General features: G+C 72.1%; 14 protein-coding genes. 9 read left to right on the top strand and 5 right to left on the bottom strand.

All coding sequences use genetic code 11. The annotated features are described in order from the left end of the window. Window positions 1-94: 94 nt before the first annotated feature. Complete coding sequence (locus tag OG520_RS36340; protein WP_406015942.1) at window positions 95-1,609, top strand: hypothetical protein; 1,515 nt, start codon at window positions 95-97, stop codon at window positions 1,607-1,609. Here the strand turns inward: OG520_RS36340 and OG520_RS36335 are convergent. Genes OG520_RS36335 through OG520_RS36325 form a run of 3 tightly spaced genes read right to left on the bottom strand, consistent with a single transcriptional unit; the run spans window position 1,569 to window position 5,757 of the window. Further along, entirely contained in the window at window positions 1,569-2,822 is a 1,254-nt protein-coding gene (locus OG520_RS36335) for a hypothetical protein (protein ID WP_406015941.1), read from the bottom strand. The genes OG520_RS36340 and OG520_RS36335 overlap by 41 nt on opposite strands. After that, the gene (locus OG520_RS36330) at window positions 2,819-4,495 is read right to left on the bottom strand and encodes a lipopolysaccharide biosynthesis protein (protein ID WP_406015940.1); all 1,677 of its coding nucleotides are present in this window, start codon (window positions 4,493-4,495) and stop codon (window positions 2,819-2,821) included. Before OG520_RS36330 ends, OG520_RS36335 begins: the two co-directional genes overlap by 4 nt. Further along, window positions 4,492-5,757, bottom strand: a complete 1,266-nt coding sequence (locus OG520_RS36325; protein WP_406015939.1) for a glycosyltransferase — start codon at window positions 5,755-5,757, stop codon at window positions 4,492-4,494. Before OG520_RS36325 ends, OG520_RS36330 begins: the two co-directional genes overlap by 4 nt. Before the next feature lie 210 nt (window positions 5,758-5,967). Here OG520_RS36325 and OG520_RS36320 point away from each other — a divergent pair, with 210 nt between their 5' ends. Next, on the top strand, window positions 5,968-6,408 hold the full coding sequence (locus OG520_RS36320) for an adenylyltransferase/cytidyltransferase family protein (protein ID WP_266423670.1): 441 nt from the start codon (window positions 5,968-5,970) through the stop codon (window positions 6,406-6,408). Here OG520_RS36320 and OG520_RS36315 read toward each other — a convergent pair. Both OG520_RS36315 and OG520_RS36310 read right to left on the bottom strand, forming a co-directional pair. Then, window positions 6,383-7,117: a CDP-alcohol phosphatidyltransferase family protein gene (locus OG520_RS36315; protein WP_399333670.1), complete on the bottom strand. Its 735-nt coding sequence runs from the start codon at window positions 7,115-7,117 to the stop codon at window positions 6,383-6,385. The genes OG520_RS36320 and OG520_RS36315 overlap by 26 nt on opposite strands. Before the next feature lie 136 nt (window positions 7,118-7,253). Further along, window positions 7,254-7,949: a ribonuclease H gene (locus tag OG520_RS36310; RefSeq protein WP_406015938.1), complete on the bottom strand. Its 696-nt coding sequence runs from the start codon at window positions 7,947-7,949 to the stop codon at window positions 7,254-7,256. A gap of 132 nt (window positions 7,950-8,081) precedes the next feature. Here OG520_RS36310 and OG520_RS36305 point away from each other — a divergent pair, with 132 nt between their 5' ends. From OG520_RS36305 to OG520_RS36275, 7 genes are all read left to right on the top strand, one after another. Next, window positions 8,082-8,273, top strand: coding sequence for a DUF6381 family protein (locus OG520_RS36305; RefSeq protein ID WP_406015937.1), 192 nt, complete (start codon window positions 8,082-8,084; stop codon window positions 8,271-8,273). Window positions 8,274-8,474: 201 nt separating this feature from the next. Beyond that, window positions 8,475-9,437 carry a PmoA family protein gene (locus OG520_RS36300; protein WP_406015936.1) on the top strand — a complete coding sequence of 321 codons (963 nt, stop codon included), beginning with the start codon at window positions 8,475-8,477 and terminating at the stop codon, window positions 9,435-9,437. Continuing rightward, window positions 9,431-10,396: a D-2-hydroxyacid dehydrogenase gene (locus OG520_RS36295; protein WP_406015935.1), complete on the top strand. Its 966-nt coding sequence runs from the start codon at window positions 9,431-9,433 to the stop codon at window positions 10,394-10,396. Before OG520_RS36300 ends, OG520_RS36295 begins: the two co-directional genes overlap by 7 nt. 12 nt (window positions 10,397-10,408) lie before the next feature. Next, window positions 10,409-11,650, top strand: coding sequence for a mandelate racemase/muconate lactonizing enzyme family protein (locus OG520_RS36290; protein ID WP_406015934.1), 1,242 nt, complete (start codon window positions 10,409-10,411; stop codon window positions 11,648-11,650). A gap of 87 nt (window positions 11,651-11,737) precedes the next feature. Further along, window positions 11,738-12,808 carry a LacI family DNA-binding transcriptional regulator gene (locus OG520_RS36285; RefSeq protein ID WP_266423658.1) on the top strand — a complete coding sequence of 357 codons (1,071 nt, stop codon included), beginning with the start codon at window positions 11,738-11,740 and terminating at the stop codon, window positions 12,806-12,808. A gap of 182 nt (window positions 12,809-12,990) precedes the next feature. Further along, the gene (locus tag OG520_RS36280) at window positions 12,991-14,163 is read left to right on the top strand and encodes a LacI family DNA-binding transcriptional regulator (protein WP_406015933.1); all 1,173 of its coding nucleotides are present in this window, start codon (window positions 12,991-12,993) and stop codon (window positions 14,161-14,163) included. 14 nt (window positions 14,164-14,177) lie between these two features. Continuing rightward, window positions 14,178-15,812 (top strand): FAD-dependent oxidoreductase, encoded by a 1,635-nt coding sequence (locus OG520_RS36275; protein ID WP_406015932.1) that lies wholly within the window; start codon window positions 14,178-14,180, stop codon window positions 15,810-15,812. The last annotated feature ends 61 nt before the right edge of the window (window positions 15,813-15,873 follow it).

Raw genomic sequence — 15,873 nt, 5'->3', positions numbered from 1 at the left:
TCGACCTCGGCCGACCCCCACAGACTAGTCATCCAATCACCCCAAGTGGGTTGATTCGTTAGAGTGTTCACAGGTCCACGGAAACGGGGAGCACATGACGTCCGTGCACGAGGCGGTGTCGTCCGCGCCCGTACCGGAGCACGGCCCGCGAGAGCCGGTCCATTCGCCGGCGAAGCCCATGTCGTGGGCGATGCTCTCGCGCGCCCTGGCCGTACCCCTCGTCCTCGCCCTGGTCTGCTTCCTGCCCGCGGTGATCGCCGCGCAGCCGGGCACGGGCGTCCGGGACACCGCGTACTGGCTCCAGCTCGTGCTGACCTGTTATGCGGGGGCCCGGCTCGCGACCATGATCCTCTCCACCCGGCGGCGGCTGCTCCAGGGCATCTTCTGGATGTTCGTCTACATCGCGATGGGGGTGGCGCCGTTCGCCCAGGCCGTCACCGGGCAGACACCGACGCCGCTGGTCGGGCCGCGGTCGGATCTGGTGACGGCCGTCGCGCTGATCCTGGTGGGCTGCGCCGCGTTCGACCTGGGGGCTCTGCTGGCGTCCCGGCGACCGCTGCGCCGACGGGTCGCCGCGCGCTCCGGGAGCGGTCCGGCCGTCGCCCACCGGGGGCGGCTCGGGCTGCTGGTGCTGCTGGCGTTCGCGGCGAGCGGCTACTACGTCCTGAAGCTCGGCGGGCCCGCCGTCTTCTTCACCAGCCGCCAGGAGATCAGTGCGTCGGTCGCGGCGAGCGGGGTGGTGTCGGGTCGGTCCAATGTAGGATCGGCCTTCCTCAAGGGCTTCGGTACGGTGCCGGCGCTGCTCGCGCTGCTCTTCTTCACCCGTCGCCTCGTGACCTCGCGCAGGGCCCGGCGCTCCCCGTCGACGGTGCTGCTCTGGGCCGGGCTGATCGGGCTCAACGCGATTGTCAACAACCCGGTCTCCAACGCCCGTTACTGGTTCCTGACGGTACTGGTCTCGCTGCTGTTCACCGCGTTCCCGAGCAGCGCGGCGATGTACCGCTCGGTGCTGGCCATGGGGGTGGTCGGGGCCCTGGTGCTGTTCCCGTACGCGGACCGCTTCCGCTACGACGGCGCCGGGTACCGGCCGGTGGATTCTTCGTCGGTGTTCGAGCCGCTGGCCACCAAGGACTACGACCAGACGGTGATGTTCGCCAACACCATCACCTGGGTCGACACCCGCGGCCACACCTACGGGCGTCAACTGGCGGGCTCCGCCCTCTTCTTCGTGCCCCGTTCGGTGTGGAGCGGCAAGCCGGAGGACACGGGGGTGCGCGTCGGTCAGTGGATGGGGATGAGCATGACCAACCTGTCGGCACCGCTGTGGACCGAACTCTGGGTCGACTTCGGTGCGCCGGGCATGGCCGGTGCCTTCGCGCTGATCGGGTACGTCGCCGCCCGTACCGACCGGCGGTATGCGCGGGCGGTCTCCCGCGACGGTCCGGGACCCGGCAGTGTGCTGGCCGTCACCGCGCCGCTGATCGCCGGGTACACCTTCATTCTGTTGCGCGGGCCGCTGTTGCAGGCGGCGGGGAAGCCGGCCGTCGCGGCGCTCTGTCTGCTGCTGGTCACAAGCTTCCGGAGCCAGGACGGGCGGCGTCCGCGCTGAGCGGTGCCCGTTCGAAGGCGGTGCGGCGCGTCAGCCCGGCCACTCTGGTCCAGGTGGCCACCGCCTTGCACACGGAGCCCAGGCACAGGCCCCAGGCAGCGCCCGGCACCCCGCCGAGCAGATAGCCGCCGGTGAGGAAGGCGACGGCGGCGAGCGAGAAGACCACCTGGATGGAGAGGGTGGTACGCGGGTCGAGCATGCGCAGGGCCAGCAGTCCGCAGGTGCCGACGGCCATCGCCGCGTACTGGCTGCCGGTCGCCGGGAGGAGGGCGGCCGCCGTGGGCCAGGTGTCGCCGAGCAGGTGACGGCCGACTCCGCCGGGCAGCAGGGCCAGTGCGGTGGCCCAGGCGGCGGCGGTGGCCGCCAGGACGCCCGCGAGCGTCGCCGCGGCCCGTACCCTGCGCCGTTCGTCGGCGAGCCTTCCCAGCAGGGGCGGTCCGAAGCCGGTGGCCGAGGTGAACAGCACGTTCAGCGGTCCGAAGAGGGTGGTCGCGCCGCGCAGGGCACCGACCACCAAGGGGTTGCCGACCGCGCCGAGACCGAGCACGGAGAGCTGTCCGGTGGCATTGCCCACCGCGAACTCCACCACGAAGCGTCGCCCCAGATGGCCTCGCCGCAACAGGACCCTCAGCCGCAGGGGCGTTCCGGCCGCCCTGCGGTGCAGCAGGGCGGCCGACAGCAGCAGGGCCGGCAGTGTGGAGAGACCCCAGACGAGGACGAGCCGGGCGGCCGGGGCGCCGTGCGGCTGGACGGCCAGCGCGCCCAGCACACAGACCAGTCTGAGCACGTCACCCGCCAGCGCCAGATGCGGCAGGTGCAGGGTGGAGAAGACGTACCGCATGGTGTCCTGGCCCAGGACGACGGGCAGAACGAGTCCCAGCGCCATCAGGGCATGCGCGGTGGCTCCCGGCAGCGGCAGACAGGTTCCGGCCAGCAGGGCGCCGAGCACCGCCGCCGCGAGCAAGGTGAAGACGACCGCCGACCGGCAGGCGCCGCGCACCTCGTCGCTCCCGCCGCGCCGCAGCACGAGCGGCTGCCCGGTGTAGGCGCCGGACACACCCAGAAGCACCGTGAAGACGAGGTAGACCGCCGAGAAGCGGGCGAAGTCGGCGACGGTGGAGAGCCGGGCGGCCGTCACCAGCACCAGGATGTTGGTGAGCGCGGCCACCCCCTGGTCCGCGACCGAGCAGCCGATCGCGGTCCGTGCCCTCATCTGTGTCCGGCGATGGAGTCGTAGGGGCGCAGTCCCAGCGTCTCGGCGGGGTCACCGGTGTGCTCCGGTCCGCTGACCGCTCCGCTCCCCCGGCCCGGACGTCCACTGCCCGTGTGGCGCTTGGCGGCCTTCCTGAGGGCCCGGCGCTCGTGGCGGCTCCGGCCGGGGTGCAGCAGGGCGCCGAGTACGGTGCCGCCCGCCGCACCGATGATCTCCCGGATCCGCTCCAGGTCGCTGCGGTGCACCTCGCGCGGGTCGCAGACCACCACGACGCCCTCCACCCGGTCGATCAGTGCGACGGCGTCGGCGTACGACAGCACGGGCGGGGCCAGCACGATGACGACGGCGCCGGGCCGGTCGCCCTCGGCGACGATCACGCCGACGGGCGCCGACGTCAGGGCACGCGGCACATTGTCCGTGCGCCGGCCCGCTATCAGGGTGAAGGCACCCGACCCGGGTACGTCCACGTTCATCCGGCTCTCGGACGGCCAGGCCCGTTCGCCCCGGGTCGCCCAGCGGGGCCGGTAACCCTGCACCGCCGGGCCCAGGTCCCTGGCCAGTGCGGGGGTACGCAGATCGGCCTCGACCAGGATGACGTCACGTCCCATCTCGGCGAAGGCCGCGGCCAGGTTGGCCGCGGCGGCGGCCGCCCCGGCGCCGTCCCCGCGCGGGGCCGTGACCAGGAGTCTGCGGCGCTGGGCGAACGACGGATCGTAGGCGAGCCGGAAGGCCACCGCGCGGTACTCCTCGGCGAGCCGGCTGCCGCTCCGCCCGATGGCCAGCAGCGTCCCGGCGGACGCGCGCTCCCTGGGCAGGGTGCCGAGCAGGGGCGCGCCGAGTGAACGGACCAGTTCCCGGGTCGAGCGCACGGCCGGGTCGAAGACCAGGCGCACCCAGGACAGAAGCAGTCCCAGTGCGAGGCCGACGGCACCGCCGAGCCCCAGCAGCAGGGGCAGTCCGGCGCCGGTGGGCCCGCTGGGGGTGACGGGTTTCTTCGTCAGGTATCCGGGCGTGGTGTCCAGCGCGTGCAACTCGGAGATCTTCCGGCTGAGTTCGGAGATCGCGACCACGAGGTTGGCCCGTGCGCTGGTCACGTCGTCGCTCCCGGTGGCCTGCTGCGCCAGCTGGTCGCGCTGCGTGGTGAGCGGATTCAGCTGGGCGCGGTAGCCCTCGACCATGTTGGCGATGCTGTTCTCGGTGCGCTGTCTGCGGATCTCCAGATAGGCGTCGGCGAGTGCCTGGGCCCGGTCCTTCGCCAGCGCGGGGGTGCGGCCGGTGTAGGAGAAGCGGAGTACGAGGGTGTTCGGCGGGTTGGTGACCTGGAGGCCGGACAGCAGCGGCCGGAGCTCCACCCGGTCCCCCTGTCTGGCCAGGGTGGCGACGGCCAGGGTGCCCACGGTGTCGCTGACGGCGGTCTGCCTCTCCGAGCCGATGTTGATGCCCTTGTCGGCGGAGGCACCGGCGGCGAAGGGGTCCGAGGTGGCGGAGCGCACGACGACCTCGCCCGTCGACGTGTAGCTCTCCTCGCCGCTCAGGGCGAGCCAGCCGCCGCCGAGGAGCCCGACGACCACGCCGGAGGCGAGCAGGGCCCGGTAGCGCAGGAGCTGGCGGAACTGGTCCCTCAGCAGCGCGGGTTCGTCCTGGTCCTCCAGGGCGCGGATCGGCTGGTTCATCGACGTGGTCTCCCTTGTGCGTCCGCGAGGACCTCGGTGAGCAGGGCGTCGAAGCGGGCCAGGCCCGCCTCGCGGCTCAGGTGACGTGCGACGTACTGCGGTCCGTTGGCCCCGAGCGCGTCCGCCCCGGCCGGCGCCTCGACGAGCTTCCGCACGGCCGACAGCAGGGCCGCGGGGTCCTCCGGGGCGACGAGGAGCCCGGCGCCGGACCGCTGGACCTCCTGTGCGGTGCCTCCCCCGTCGGCGACCGAGGCCACGACGGGCCGGCCCGAGACGAAGTAGGAGGTGAGTTTGGACGGGACGCTCATGTCGAGGACGGATGCCCGCTGCGTCACCGCGAGCACGTCGGCGGCGGCGAGGACGTCCGTGAACTCGGCCGCGTCGGCCGGGGGCAGGATGTCGAGGTTGCGCAGGCCCGCGGCGCGCCCCAGCAGCGCCTGGCGCTGATTCCCGTCCCCCATGAGCACCACGCGTATCTCCGGGGCGAGCCGGGCCGCGTCGACGAGGACCTCCAGACCCTGCTTGAGCCCCATGTTCCCGGAGTGCAGGACCACCGGGGTGCCCTCGCTCCAGCCCAGTCGCGCCCGGGTGCCGGCCCGGTCGGCGGAGGGCGCCCGCACATGCGACCAGTTGGGCACGGTACGGATGCGCCCCGGGTCCACTCCGTACGCGGTGACGCGGGGCACGAAGCTCTCGTGGATCACGCCGACGAGGGCCGCGGAGCGCAGCGCGTACCGTTCGGCTGCCGAGGCGACGGCTGCCGCCCTGTCCCCGCCGCGGATGCCGCTCTGCGCGGCGGCGGCGCCCATCAGGTCCTGCACGACCGGTATGTACGGAACGCGGTGGCGGGCGGCCAGCCGGGCACCGATGACACCGCCGGCGAGACTGGGCATCTGGGAGACCACCGCGTCCGGCGGGCGCGAGGCGGGCGGCGACAGCAGCCCGTGACCGAGCACCGTCGCCTCGAACGCGGCTCTGCGCAGGGCGGTCTGACGGGTCGGCACATAGTGTCTTCGCCGGTGCACGGCAACCCCGGCCCGCTTCTCGGCGACCCGCCACACACCCCGGTACTCCGGGTCGGTCCGCCAGGACGGGTAGTGCGGCATCCCGGTCAGTACGTGCGTGTCGGCCCCGGCCGCGGCCCAGTGCTCGGCGAGCTGTGCGGCGTACGGGCCGATGCCCGTCAGCTCCGGTGCGTAGTTCGTCGAGACGACCAGCAGGGTGCGGCCCTCGAACGGCTTGTGCTGCTCGGCATCGGACATGGACGCTCGCCTTCCCCCCGGAACAATCCGTGTTCCCCCAAGGAACAGCCCCAAAAGCGAGCTTATCCGTTCACGTGATGCGCAAGTGGCCTTCACAGTAAGGTCGTTGCACCATCAACACCGATACCGATATCCCACCGCACCGGATGCCATGTCCGGACAACTGCCGCGGGACACGGACATCGCGTTCACCGTGGGGGGAGAGAGCGGATGGCGCACAGGGTCGGCTACGCGCCGGGGGTCTACGACCTGTTCCATGTGGGGCACCTCAACATCCTGCGGCATGCCCGCAGTCAATGCGACTACCTCGTCGCCGGGGTTGTCTCGGACGAGATGGCCGCGCTCGCCAAGGGCCACCGGCCGGTGATTCCGCTGCCGGAGCGCCTGGAGATCGTGCGCAGCGTGCGCCACGTGGACGCGGCGTTCGTCGAGACGGTGCCCGACAAGGTCGAGACCTGGCAGCAGGTGAGGTTCGACGTGATCTTCAAGGGGGACGACTGGCGGGACACGGAGAGGGGAAAACGGCTGGAACGCGACTTCGCCGAGGTCGGTGTGGAGGTCGTCTACTTCCCGTACACCGTGCACACGTCCAGCACCCAGCTGCGCCGGGCGCTGGACATGCTCGTCAGTCCGCGGTCCGGAGCGCTCTGAGCTCCTTGAACCACTTGGTGAGGAAGGCCACCAGGAACAGCGCGTGCACGACGGCGAGCACCGCGTAGCCGATGCGGAACGCGGTGCGGTCGCCGAGGAGCAGGAACACCAGGCAGAACACTCCGTAGTCGGCGGGCAGCAGTGCGACGGCCCGCAGCCGTGAGACCGGGGCTGCGGCACCGGGTCCCGCACCGGACCGGGCGGTCGCCGCCTTTCCCAGCTGTTCGCGCAGCAGCCCCGCGCAGAAGGTCAGCACGGCCGTGAACAGGAAGCCGAGCGGCAGGAGCAGCCAGCCCTCGCCGGGCACCCCGGAGAACCGCTGGAACGAGATCAGCACCGCGGTGTGGACGAGGATCATCTTGGCGCAGTCCACGACATGGTCCAGCCATTCGCCGTCCGGGCCGCCCCGGCCGGTGAGTCTGGCCAGTTGCCCGTCGGCCGAGTCGAGGGCGAAGCCGATGGCGAGACCGGCGTACACCGCGACCGCGAGCCCGACGGACGGCCGGACGAGCGCCACCGAGGCGATGGCGGCGAAGGTGAAGGCCGCACTGGCCGAGGTGACCTGGTTGGGCGTCAATCCGATCCGGTACGCACCGGCCGCGAACACCCGGCCGGCCGGCCGGTTCACGTACCGTGAGTACAGCGACACCCCCTTGGCCGTCTTCTGCGCACCGCGCAGTTCGCGCAGAACCGTGCCCGTGTTTCCCATCCGCCCCCCAGCGTGCCGCCGTCGTGAGCGGCGTCGGCATCGGCACAGGATGCGAGGACGCCGCCGCCGGAGCCGCATCATGGCACGCGGACCCGGTCCCGCGCGGCCCATCGCCCGCTCCGGCCGGCGGCGCGTCTCAGGCGGGCGCGGTGCGGCACTCCGGGTGGCCCCAGCCGTTGGGGTTCTTGGCGATCATGTCCTGTGCCGCGTAAGGCTTTCCGCAGTGGCAGCGGCCGGCGAACCTGGCCCGGATGGTTCCGCCGGAACGGGCGGGGCGTGACGCGCTCCCCGCCTTCTTCGTCGCCGTGCCGCCGCGCCGGCCCTCGGTCGCGCGGGCGGGAGCGGGTGTCGGCAACTGCGAGGCGCCGTGCGCGGTTCCGGCCGGACGCTGCGCCACGGCGGCCTCGCTGGCTGCCTGGTCGGCGAGTGCGTTGAGCGGGTCGCCGTCCACCTGGTGGGCGGGAACATAGGTGAAGCGCACGGTCCGGCCGGTCAGCTGGGCGTCGATCCCGGCCACGAGGTCACGGTTGGCCACCGGCTTGCCGGCCGAGGTCTTCCAGCCGTTGCGCTTCCATCCCGGCAGCCACTTCGTCACGGCGTTCATCGCGTACTGCGAGTCCATCCGCACCTCGATCGCCACGGAGGGGTCCGTCGACTCCAACAGCTCCCGCAGCGCGGTGAGTTCGGCGACATTGTTGGTGGCGGTCCCCAGCGGACCCGCTTCCCAGCGCTCGGGCCGCCCCTGCGCGTCGGCCACGACCCATGCCCAGGCCGCAGGTCCCGGATTGCCCTTGGATGCCCCGTCACACGCGGCGATGATGCTTTCGTTCATGCCCTTGATCATGCCAGCGTCGCGGCACCCCCTCTGCAGGCCGTGACTCTGCGTGACGATTCGAGGTGCGGTGGCCCGACGGCGCTGGTTCTCTGATGGAGCCCGCTCTTCCCAACCGCACAAGGAGCGATGATGAGCGTTGCACGTGAATCCGGTGACCGTGCGCAGCAGCTGCGCGAGAAGGCCCGGCACATGACCGAGGCCGCCGAGCGCACCACCGACCCTGAGCAGCGCCAGCGGCTCCAGGAGAAGGCCCGGAAGCTCCAGGAGCAGTGCGACCAGCAGGGCAACATGGGCGGCGGAAGCGCCCGTCCGCCCAAGTAGCACCCGCCTCACGCCAACGGCCGACGTCTTGCCGCTCTTCCATGAGTGTGCGGCAAGCCGTCGGCCGCTGTGCCGGGACGGCTCAGCGACCCGCCCCCGGCCCCGGCCATCCCCCGGCCCGGTGGTTGTTGTTGACGTGCCTCAGGCGAAGGCCCTAGGTTGCGGTAAGCGCTTTCCAGCCGCACCCAGGAGACTCGGGACATGAGCAGTCCACTGCGCATCACGCACGCCCACGGGGACCGGATCACGGTCACGGAGGAGCGCGGCGGCATCGACCTGATCAGCTACGTCTACTGTCCGGAAGCGGCGTGGGAGGCCCCCAAGCCGTACATCCACCCCATGCGCACACTGGCCGATAACGTTGTCACCGACTATCGGCCCAACGATCACCGCTGGCACAAGGGCCTCCAGATGACGGCCTCCCACCTCTCCGGGCAGAACCTCTGGGGAGGCAACACCTATGTGCACGGCCAGGACTACCAGCCGCTGCCCGAACGGGTCGGGTCGATGGCGCACATCGGATTCGACGAGATCACGGCGGACGCCGGCCGCGCGGTCATCGCGGAGCGGCTGAGCTGGCGCCACAACGACGGCACGCACTGGGCGGACGAACTGCGCCGCGTCGAACTGCACGACGTCGAGCACGCCGGAGCCGGCTCCGGCGCCACCGGCGCGGACACCGGCGGCAGTTGGACGCTGACCTGGTCCAGTGCGATCACCAACCGGCGTACCGAGCCACTGCGGTTCGGCAGCCCGACGACCCACGGCCGGAAGGCGGCCGGCTACACCGGCCTCTTCTGGCGCGGGCCGCGCGCCTTCCGGGGCGGCCGGATCCTCGGCCCGGACGGGAAAGGTCCGGAGCTGATGGGGACGCAGGCACCCTGGCTGGCCTACAGCGGCGAACACGACGGCACCGACGGTCACGCCACACTGATCTTCCAGCACGCCCCGGAGAACGATCACACGGGAGCGGGCGGCACCCACCCGGCCCACTGGTTCGTCCGCGACGAGCCCTTCGCCGCGGTCGCCCCCTCCTTCGCGTTCCACGAGGAGCTGGAGCTCGCCCCGGGCGACACCCTGGCCTGCCGCTACCGGGTCACCGTGGCGGACGGGGAGTGGGACCGGGAGCGGATCACCGAGTACCTCGCGGATCACCCGTGGTGAACCCGGACACGGACGGCACCGGCCTGTACGTGGAACTGTCGCTCACCGAGGCCGATCGCGCCCGCCTGCGTGAACTCGGCCCCGGGCCCGTGTGGTTCGCCGAGCCGGGGACCGCGTCGGAGGCGGACGCCCGTGCCCTCGCCGATGCCGGCACAGCACTCGGCAACCCCAGGGCGGCCTGGGTGGCGAACGCACCCCGGCTGAGGTGGCTGCAGCTCGCCTCGGTCGGGATCGACGGCTATCTCGGTCTCGACTGGCCCGCCCTCGGCCGCCGGCTGACCGTCACCAACCTGGGTGATGTCTTCGCCGATCCGGTCGCGCAGTCGTGCCTGGCGGGCATCCTCGCGCTCCATCGCGGTATCGACCGACTCTCCGGGCTGCGCGCCGAGGCCAGTTGGGCGAAGTCCGCCGTGCGGCCCCGGCTGCGTCTGCTGACCGGGGCCCGGGTCCTCGTGCTGGGCCGGGGGTCCATCGCCCGGCGGTTCGCCGAGCTGCTCGGCCCGTTCGGCTGCCCCGTATCGCACTTCGCACGCGGCTCCGGCGACATCCGCACCCTGGCCGAGCTCGATGAGCAACTGCCGTGCTTCGACGTGGTGGTGGGGCTGTTGCCCGGGACGCCCGAAACGAGCGGACTGCTCGATGCGCGGCGGCTGGCCCTGCTGCGGCCGGGGGCCGTTCTGGTGAACGCCGGCCGGGGATCGCTGGTGGACGAGGAGGCCCTGGTGTCCGAGCTGGCCTCCGGGCGACTCGGCGGAGCGGTGCTGGATGTCACCGCTGAGGAGCCGCTGCCCGCCGGTCACCCCCTGTGGAGCTGCCCCGGGGTCGTCCTCACCCAGCACACCGCGGGTGGTTCGACGGACGAGAGCACCCGGGTCGTCGACCTGTTCACCGACAACTGGCGCCGTTTCCACACCGGTTCACCGCTGCGCAATCCCGTGCAGTGGTCCAGAGGATTCTGAGGACGCGACATCATGTCCGAACCCCCTCCCGCACACATCGGCGCACAGACCCGCGACGGGGTGCGCATCGCGGCGATCCGACCGGTGCTGCTCAGCGCTCCCTACGCGGATCCGGAGAATCTGGAGGTGCGCCTGGCACTGCCGACGGGGTGGCGCACGACCGGTCTGGTGGAGGTCACCCTGGACGACGGCACGACCGGGCTCGGCGAGGGCTATCTCGCCGTCTTCGCGCCGCAGGTATTCGTCTCGACGGTCGAGCTGATCGCCCCCTACCTGGTAGGCCGTCCGGCCGGGGACCTGGCAGGGCGGTACCGGGACATGGTGCTCGTGACGGGCTACTGGAGTCTTCAGGGGGCGGCCCGCCATGTCGTCTCCGCCGTGGAGGCGGCCCTGGTCGACGCCCTCGGAAAGCGGGCGGGCGTACCGGCGTACGAGCTGCTGGGCGGCCGTCGCACGGACCGGATCCGGCTCTATGCCAGCGGGGGCGACTCGGCCTCCCCGTCGGCGATGGGCGCCGAGATCGCCGCCGTGGCGGCACTCGGCATCGACACCTTCAAGATCAGGGCGCGGGGCCACGAAGCGGACAAGGCGGTGTGGACGCTGGAGCACGCGGCCGCGCACGGCATCGGCATCGCCATCGACATGGCGCAGAATCTCGAGGACCCCGGCCAGTCGGTGACGGACACCCTGGCGTTCCTCGACACGGTCAGGACCGGCACCCGGTGGCCGGTGCGCTTTCTGGAGGAGCCGCTCGGGCCTGCCCGGACCACCGCGTACCCCGCTCTGCGGCGGGCGGCCGGCTGTCCGGTGGCAGGCGGCGAGACCGTCACCACCGCGCAGGAACTGCTGGCGCGCATGGCATCGGGGTACTACGACCTGGTGCAGCCGGACGCCACGGTCGTCGGCGGTATGCGCCAGACGCTGGCTGTCTTCGCGGGCGCGGCGGAGCACGGCGTGGAAGCGGTCGTGCATTGCTGGGGCAGCGCCGTGTGCCAGGCGGCCAACTACCACGCCGCCTTCGCCGGCGGCGGGCGGCTGGCCGAATGGCCGATGCCCCGGTATCCGCTGCGGTCGGAACTGCTGGTCGAGCCGTTCCGTCTGGAGGACGGATGTCTGCTCGCTCCGCGGGCCCCGGGGCTCGGAGTACGGCTCACGCCGGAGACGGAACGGCGGTACGCATTCCGGGACGATGCCGTCTACCGCTGTGCGACCGCGATGCCGCCGGCCGAACCGGGCCGGTGGCGCACGGGCTGACCCTGCGGACGGGAGGACGGTCCCGGTGACGGGTTTCCTATGGCGTGCGCAATGGGAAAACGCTTTCAGTGCGGCTATCGTGGCCCTATGCAGAGCCAGGTCAATCGACGTTCCGCCCGTCCCCGCCCGTCGTCCGCCGTGACGCTCCAGCAGGTCGCGCAGGACGCCGGGGTCTCTCTCGCCACGGCTTCACGCGTCCTCAGCGACAGCGACCGCAACGTCACCCAGGAGCTGCAGGAGCGCGTGCTGGAGGCGGCGGCCCGGCTCCGTTACGTGTCCAACGCGCCGGCCCGCGCGCTCGTGCAGTCCACGACCTCCATCGTCGGCCTGGTCGTGCACGATGTGAACGACGCCTACTACTCCGCCATCGCAGCCGGTGTCATGGAGGTCGCCCGCGACCACAAGCTCCTGGTGATGCTGGCCGGGACGTTCCACGAACCGGCGCTCCAGGCGGAGTACGTGGCCCGGCTGCGTGCGCAGCGGGCCCGCGCCGTGGTCCTCGCCGGATCGGGCTTCACCGACGGGAGCCCCGCGCTCGCCCAGGAGCTGGAGGCCTTCGCGGCACAGGGCGGCCGGGTGACCGCGGTCGCGCATCAGGATCTCCCGGTGGACACGATCATGCCGGGGAACCGCGAGGGCGGCCGGGCCGTCGCCGAGCACCTCGCCGGGCTGGGCCACACCGAGATCGGCGTCATCTGCGGCCCCCTGGCACTGGTCTCCGTGCAGGACCGGCTGCACGGCTTCCTGGAGCGGGCCGCCGAACTGGGCGTCGTCGTACAGGAACACCACCGCGTCGAGGCCGACTTCACCCGGGACGGCGGGCGGGCCGCGGCGGTGCGGCTGTTCCGCAGGTCGCCGGGGATCACCGCGCTGTTCGCGCTCAACGACGCCATGGCGCTGGGTGCGCTCGCGGCGCTCCGGGACGACCTCGGCCGGAGCGTACCCACCGATGTCTCCGTCGTCGGCTTCGACGATCTCCCGGTGGCCTGTGACGTCACGCCCGCGCTGACCACCGTACGGCTGCCGCTCGAGGAGATCGGCCGCCGGGCGCTGCTGCTGGCCCTCGGCGACGCGACGGCTTCGCCGCGCACCCTCGCCGTGCCCTCGCGTCTGGTGGTGCGGGCCAGCACGGCACCGCCGCCCCGCGTGACCGGCTGAGAGCCGACCGGCCCCGGAGCCGGCCCGGGGCACCGAAATAACGCATTAAAGCGAAACGGCCTCGGCTTGACGCGCTAAATTGCCGATCCTTTCGCTGCAACCCTCTTGAAATAATGCGTTAACCACCACCACACTGAGTTCAGCGTCGATTGACGCGTCAAATCCGGGAGGGTGGTGGCTGGATGGGTACGTCCGGGCCCAAGTACCAGCGCATCAAGGATGAGTTGCGGGCCGAGGTGGCGCGTGACGAGTACGAGGCCGGTGCTCCGTTCATCACGCAGAACCAGCTGCGCGAGCGCTTCGGCGTCAGCTCCACCACTGCGGTCCGTGCGCTCAACGACCTTGTCGCGGAGGGCCTGTTGGTGCGCCGCCGTGGCCGGGGGACCTTTGTCGCCGACCCCGGGGACCGGGCCGCGGAGCCGGTTCCGTCCCACAGGTCCGGTGTGATCGCCTGCATCATCAGCGGCCAGGGGCCGTACCAGTCGGAGGTGCTGCGCGGCATCGAGTCCGGCTGTTCGGAACGCGGGATGCGGCTGTTCTTCTCGGACTCAGCCGTCCATATGACCGACACCGGGCACGCCGACCACGGCGCGTCGCTGGCCCGCCAGAACCAGGCGCTGCTCCAGGCCGTCGAGGACCGGGTCGACGGCATCATCCTGTACCCCGTCCAGGACGCGCCCGACGCCGACGTCCTCGACGAGATCAGACGCCTGCGCATCCCGATGGTCCTGGTCGACCGGTACTTTCCGGGCCACGCCATCGACGCGGTGACCGCCGACAACTACCACGTCGGCTACCGGCTCACCGAACATCTGCTGGCCGACGGCCACGAGCGGATCGCGACGCTCTGGGGCGAGACGCACTGCACCAGCGTCCACGACCGGATGACCGGGCACAAACAGGCGCTGCGCGCCCATGGCCAGCCCCTGCTCCCCCAGTTGACCGCCCTGCGCTCGTACACGGCCCTGCCCGAGGACGACCGCAAGCAGTTGCTGACCGACCTGCTCGGCTCGCCCGAGCCGCCGACCGCACTGCTGTGCGCCCATGGTTTCGCGGTCGCCACCGCCGCCGCCGATCTGGCCTCGCTCGGCATCGCCGTACCCGACGAGATCGTACTGGCCGGCATGGACGACGCCGGCCCCTACGATCTGCTGCCGCTCACCAGCTTCGCCGCCCGGCTGCCCGCCAGGGAGATCGGCGGCCGGGCGGTCGAGCAGCTGGTCACCCGGATCGCGGAGCGCACGGCGGGCGAGGACCCGTACCGCAGCGCCGAGCAGATCGTGCTTCCCGTCCGGATCAGGACGCGCGAGTCCGTGCCGGTCCGGCTCCGTACCGTCGCCGCCCGCCGGCCCTGAGGGAGGAGACTCCTGTGTTCGCCGCCCCCACCCCCCGTACCCGCGAACTCGGGACCGATGTCCTGGTGGTCGGTGCCGGTCTCGGTGGTCTCGCCGCCGCGCTGACCGCCGTCAGGTTCGGACACCGCGTCGTGCTCACCGAGGCGACCGACTGGCCCGGTGGCCTGTTCACCGCGCAGGCCGTGCCGCTCGCGGACGGCCACCGCATCGAACTGGACCCCGTCTCCCCCGGCTACCGCGATCTGCGCGAGCGGATACGCGAATTCTACCGGCGCAACTACCCGCTGTGCCCCGAGCCGTTCGCCGATCCTCTGCTCGACCCCGGCCTCAGTACCACCGGCCATCTCAGCCACGAACCGCGCGCCGCACTCGCGGTCGTCCAGGAGCTCCTCACCCCGCACCTCGCCTCCGGCAGGCTCACCCTGCTGCTCGGCCACCGCCCGGTCGCGGCCCAGGCCGACGGGGACCGGGTGGCCGCGGTCACCCTGGAGGCGGCGGGCGGCGAGCCGCTGACGGTCAGCGCCTCCTACGTCGTCGACGCGACGGACCTGGGCGAACTGCTCGGCCTCGCGGGTGTCGAGCACGTCACCGGCGCCGAGTCCCGCGAGGAGACCGGCGAGCCGCACGCGCCCGCGCTCGCCGATCCGCTGGACCAGCAGCCGGTCTCCTGGGTCTTCGCCCTGGACCACCGCCCCGGCGAGGACCACACCATCGACCGGCCGGCCGGCTACGCCCGGTGGTCCGAGGCCTTCTCCTGGGACACCGCGGAACCGGGTGGCGGCCCGGCCCGCTCCGTACCGCTCTTCCTGCACGAGCCGGACGACGTCCCGCACTGGGCCGCACCGCCCAACGACCGCTGGCACCAGCTGCGGGCGCTCGCCCGGAGCCGGTATCTGCCCGGTACGTTCGACAGCGACATCACCCTGGTCGACTGGGAGCAGACCGCCTACACCCGGCTCCCGCTCACCGGGTCCGGGGACGAGGTGCGGGCCGGGGCGGAGCAGGAGGCACGCGAGCAGGCCCTGTCGTTCCTGTACTGGATGCAGACGAGCGCGCCCCGGCACGACGGCGGTCACGGCCATCCCGAGCTGCGGCTGAGGCCCGATGTCACGGGCACGGTCGACGGGTTCGCCAAGGCCCCGCACGTACGCGAATCCCGGCGCATCCGGGCCGAGTTCACCCTGCTGGAACAGCATCTGACCGCCGCGGCACGGGCCGGGGCGCCGGGCGCCGAGACCTTCACGGACAGTGTGGGCACCCTGCGCTCCCGGATCACACTGCACCCCGGGACCGGTGGCGTTGCGGGGCTGGATCTGGAGTGCCTGCCGTTCCAGCTGCCGCTGGGCGCCCTGCTGCCGGTACGGGTGGAGAATCTGCTTCCGGCCGGGCGGAACATCGGCGCCACCCATCTCAGCGCACCCGCGCTCGGCGGGCACGCGGGCCAGTGGAGCATCGGTGAGGCCGTCGGCGCGCTGGTCTCGTACTGCCTGGAGCACCGGCTGCCGCCGCGTGCGGTCCGCGGGAGCGAGTACCGGCTCACCTCCTTCCAGGACCGGTTGAGCACTTCTCTCGGTCTCGCCCTCGACTGGCCGGACCGGCTCCGCACCGGACCCGTGACCAGTGCCGGGGCGTTCTACGCCACCCTCTGAAACCCACTGCCCTTCCTTCGGGAAGGGCACCTTCCCGACCTGCTGGAAAACGCTTACCAAT

Source organism: Streptomyces sp. NBC_00984 (assembly GCF_045162475.1).
GTDB lineage: Bacteria > Actinomycetota > Actinomycetes > Streptomycetales > Streptomycetaceae > Streptomyces.
Note: the sequence above shows the minus strand (reverse complement) of the source record. Positions and strands in the feature narration are given on the sequence as shown.

Bases quoted from the DNA above. Each gene is read 5' to 3' on its own strand.
- OG520_RS36340 (WP_406015942.1), top strand. From the start codon at position 95: ATGACGTCCGTGCACGAGGCGGTGTCGTCCGCGCCCGTACCGGAGCAC.
- OG520_RS36335 (WP_406015941.1), bottom strand. From the start codon at position 2,822: ATGAGGGCACGGACCGCGATCGGCTGCTCGGTCGCGGACCAGGGGGTG.
- OG520_RS36330 (WP_406015940.1), bottom strand. From the start codon at position 4,495: ATGAACCAGCCGATCCGCGCCCTGGAGGACCAGGACGAACCCGCGCTG.
- OG520_RS36325 (WP_406015939.1), bottom strand. From the start codon at position 5,757: ATGTCCGATGCCGAGCAGCACAAGCCGTTCGAGGGCCGCACCCTGCTG.
- OG520_RS36320 (WP_266423670.1), top strand. From the start codon at position 5,968: ATGGCGCACAGGGTCGGCTACGCGCCGGGGGTCTACGACCTGTTCCAT.
- OG520_RS36315 (WP_399333670.1), bottom strand. From the start codon at position 7,117: ATGGGAAACACGGGCACGGTTCTGCGCGAACTGCGCGGTGCGCAGAAG.
- OG520_RS36310 (WP_406015938.1), bottom strand. From the start codon at position 7,949: ATGAACGAAAGCATCATCGCCGCGTGTGACGGGGCATCCAAGGGCAAT.
- OG520_RS36305 (WP_406015937.1), top strand. From the start codon at position 8,082: ATGAGCGTTGCACGTGAATCCGGTGACCGTGCGCAGCAGCTGCGCGAG.
- OG520_RS36300 (WP_406015936.1), top strand. From the start codon at position 8,475: ATGAGCAGTCCACTGCGCATCACGCACGCCCACGGGGACCGGATCACG.
- OG520_RS36290 (WP_406015934.1), top strand. From the start codon at position 10,409: ATGTCCGAACCCCCTCCCGCACACATCGGCGCACAGACCCGCGACGGG.
- OG520_RS36285 (WP_266423658.1), top strand. From the start codon at position 11,738: ATGCAGAGCCAGGTCAATCGACGTTCCGCCCGTCCCCGCCCGTCGTCC.
- OG520_RS36280 (WP_406015933.1), top strand. From the start codon at position 12,991: ATGGGTACGTCCGGGCCCAAGTACCAGCGCATCAAGGATGAGTTGCGG.